Below are 2,973 nucleotides of genomic sequence, written 5' to 3'. Positions count from 1 at the left end.
CCGGCCGGCCGGCGGCCTGCAGGGCCTTGGCCTTGGCATCGACCTTGAGGGTGGCCGACTCGGCGATGGCGCTGAGCTTGCGGGAGAGCGAGGGCGTGCGGGTGAGCGGGGCGCGTTCTGTCACGCTTCGAGCGTAGTCCGAGCGGGCGACGTGGTCAGCGGCCAATCGCACCCGTGCGGCCCGGGAATGTGCGCGATGCGCGGCGTGCGCGACGGAGCGTCCGGCGAGCGGCGTCTTCCGCGACCGTCCCATTCCCTGGAGCGCCCCCTTCCCGGCCGTGCCGCTGCGCGGTACCCTGTGCCTCGTGGACGCCTGGATCTGGGGAGCCGTCGTGCTCGCGCTCGTGCTCGTCACTGCGGGCGGGATCGCGTGGTGGCTCGCGCGCGGCTGCATGCTCACCAGGGTCGGCGCCACGGGCGCGATCTTCGGCGGCGTGCTGTCGCTCATCGCCCTCGTCGTGCTGCTCGATCCCGAGGCCGGGCTCCGCGCCGCCGCCGTCATCACCATCGGGTCGGGCGTCTGGCTGCTTGCCTGGGCGCTCGCGGGCGGCATCCGCGGCCAGCGCCTGCTCCGCGCCGAAGAGCGAGCGGATGCCGCGGCCGGCGCCGTGGCCGCCGTCGCGGTGCCCATCCCGGCGCCGGGACGCTGACTCCGTTCTGCTCCACCCGCCGGCGAACCGCAGGCTTCAGCATCCACCGAATGGGGGATGCCTGCTCCAGCGGATGACCGCTGGTCTCGGGCTGCTGCGGCGGCGAGGCTGGAGGCATGCAGACGGATGAGGGTGCGGGCGAGGTCGCGGTGCGGGTGCGCGACCTGCGGAAGACGTACGGCGACCGAGCCGTGGTCGACGGCGTGTCGTTCGAGATCGAGCGGGGCGAGACCTTCGCGCTGCTCGGGCCGAACGGCGCGGGCAAGTCGACGACGGTCGAGATCCTCGAGGGATATCGGCGTCGGACGGGCGGCGACGTCGAAGTGCTCGGCGTGGACCCGGCGACGGGCGGTCTCGACCTGAAGGCGCGGCTGGGCATTGTGCTGCAGTCCACGGGGCAGTCCGGTCTCACGACGGTCCGCGAGCAGCTGCGGCAGTTCGCGGGGTTCTACCCGAACCCACGCGACGTCGACGAGGTGATCGCGGCTGTGGGCCTGCAGGCCCAGGCGAAGACGCGTATCTCGCGTCTCTCGGGCGGGCAGCAGCGGCGGGTCGATGTCGCGCTGGGCATCATCGGCCGACCTGAGCTGCTGTTCCTGGACGAGCCGACGACGGGGTTCGATCCGCATGCGCGCCGGGAGTTCTGGGACCTCATCCGCGGTCTGCAGGCCGAGGGCACCACGATCGTGCTCACCACGCACTACCTCGATGAGGCCGCGCAGCTCGCCGACCGCGTCGCGGTGATCGCGGCGGGGCGTATGCGTGCGATCGGCCCGGTCGCGGGGTTCGGCGGCGATGAGGCACGGATGCCGATCGTGAAGTGGCGCGAGCAAGGAATGCCGCGGCAGGAGCGCACCGCCGACCCGTTCGAGTTCGCGACGGCGCTGGCCGCCCGGCTCGGCGGCGCGCCCGATGAGCTCGAGATCGTGCGCCCGAGTCTCGAGGACATCTACCTGGCGCTCGTCGCCGAGGCCGAGTCTGGGCCCACGCGGCCAGAGGCTCCGCGCGACGCGTCAGCGGCGCGTGGAGGGGTCGTGGGGACCCGCGACAGCATCGGCGATGCCGTCGCGATCGGAGGGGAAGAGCGATGAGCACCACGACCCGCAGCACGTCGCCGAGTCGGCCGATGCCGGCGCGGCGTCACTCACGACGACGCGGCATCTTCGCCGTGGGGATCTGGCGCGCCCGCTTCGAGCTCGTGCAGTACTTCCGCTCGGGCGACACGCTCTTCTTCACCTTCCTGTTCCCGATCTTCATGCTGGGACTGTTCAGCGTGGCCTTCGGCTCGGACGGCGACGTGCAGATCGCCCCGGGCGTGCCGGCCATCCCGATGGCGCAGCTGTACCTGCCCGGCATGATCGCCGCCGGTCTGCTGCTGTCGGGCTTTCAGAACCTCGCGATGGATATCGCGGTCGAGCGCTCGGACGGTATGCTCAAGCGCCTCGGCGGCACGCCGTTGTCTCCGGTGAGCTACTTCCTCGGGAAGATCGGGCAGGTCCTCGTGACCGGTGTGCTGCAGTCCGCGCTGCTGCTGGCCTTCGCGTCGCTCGTGCTGGGCGTGGACCTTCCGACCTCCGCCGAGAGCTGGGCGACGTTCGCCTGGGTGTTCGTGCTGGGTATCACCACCTCGGCGCTGCTCGGCGTCGCGCTGTCGGCGGTGCCGCGCACCGGCAAGAGCGCCACCGCCGTGGTCGTGCCGATCGCGCTCGCGCTCCAGTTCATCTCCGGCGTGTATCTGACGTTCTCGCAGCTGCCGGAGTGGCTGCAGAACCTCGCCGGGCTCTTCCCGCTCAAGTGGATGGCGCAGGGCATGCGCGCCGTCTTCCTGCCGGAGGAGTACGCGGCGCTCGAGCAGAACGGCGAGTGGGACCTCGCGGGCGTCGCGATCGCGCTCGCCGTCTGGCTCGTCGTCGGGCTGGTGCTCTCCCGCGTCACCTTCCGGTGGATGCGCCGTGATGCGTGAGCCCGCCCGCCTGCCCCCGGGCCCGGCCCGAACCCCGCGCGGGCAGGCTCGCACCGGGCGCGTGGCGGGCTCGCGCCGCTAGCCTGACGGTGCGTGCCCCGGCAGGTTCGACGCGGGGCGCGGGAGACGGACGGAGAGAAGCGCGGGTGGCGGAGCATGTTGAGTGAGCGGCGGTGGGATGCGATCGTCGCCATCGTGGCGACAGTGATCGCCCTCGGCGTGTTGTTCCTCTTCGTGCCGCCCACGCCCTCGCGCACCGCGGTGAGTCTCGCAGCGCTCGTGCTCTTCGTGGCGGGCTACGCCGTCGTCGGCCGCGCCGCCGTCGAACCACCGCGGGCGGCGTGGCGGTACCCCGCGTTC

General features: G+C 72.3%; 3 protein-coding genes and 1 pseudogene. 3 read left to right on the top strand and 1 reads right to left on the bottom strand.

Annotated elements, in window-relative coordinates:
• Positions 1-124 (bottom strand): annotated as a pseudogene (locus tag B2K11_RS20700) (aspartate aminotransferase); the annotation flags it as partial.
• A 181-nt stretch (positions 125-305) separates the two neighbouring features.
• Here B2K11_RS20700 and B2K11_RS16940 point away from each other — a divergent pair.
• From B2K11_RS16940 to B2K11_RS16930, 3 genes are all read left to right on the top strand, one after another.
• A complete protein-coding gene (locus B2K11_RS16940; RefSeq protein ID WP_163620014.1) occupies positions 306-650 on the top strand; it encodes a hypothetical protein in 345 nt (114 codons plus the stop codon).
• Between the two features lie 116 nt (positions 651-766).
• Positions 767-1,741 (top strand): ABC transporter ATP-binding protein, encoded by a 975-nt coding sequence (locus B2K11_RS16935; protein ID WP_163620012.1) that lies wholly within the window; start codon positions 767-769, stop codon positions 1,739-1,741.
• Complete coding sequence (locus tag B2K11_RS16930) at positions 1,738-2,613, top strand: ABC transporter permease (protein WP_163620010.1); 876 nt, start codon at positions 1,738-1,740, stop codon at positions 2,611-2,613. The genes B2K11_RS16935 and B2K11_RS16930 overlap by 4 nt, the downstream gene beginning before the upstream one ends.
• Positions 2,614-2,973: the final 360 nt, after the last annotated feature.

Origin of the sequence: Microbacterium sp. B35-30, from assembly GCF_010634855.1 — a bacterium.
Taxonomy (GTDB): Bacteria; Actinomycetota; Actinomycetes; order Actinomycetales; family Microbacteriaceae; genus Microbacterium.
This window is presented reverse-complemented; position numbering and strand designations above follow the sequence as displayed.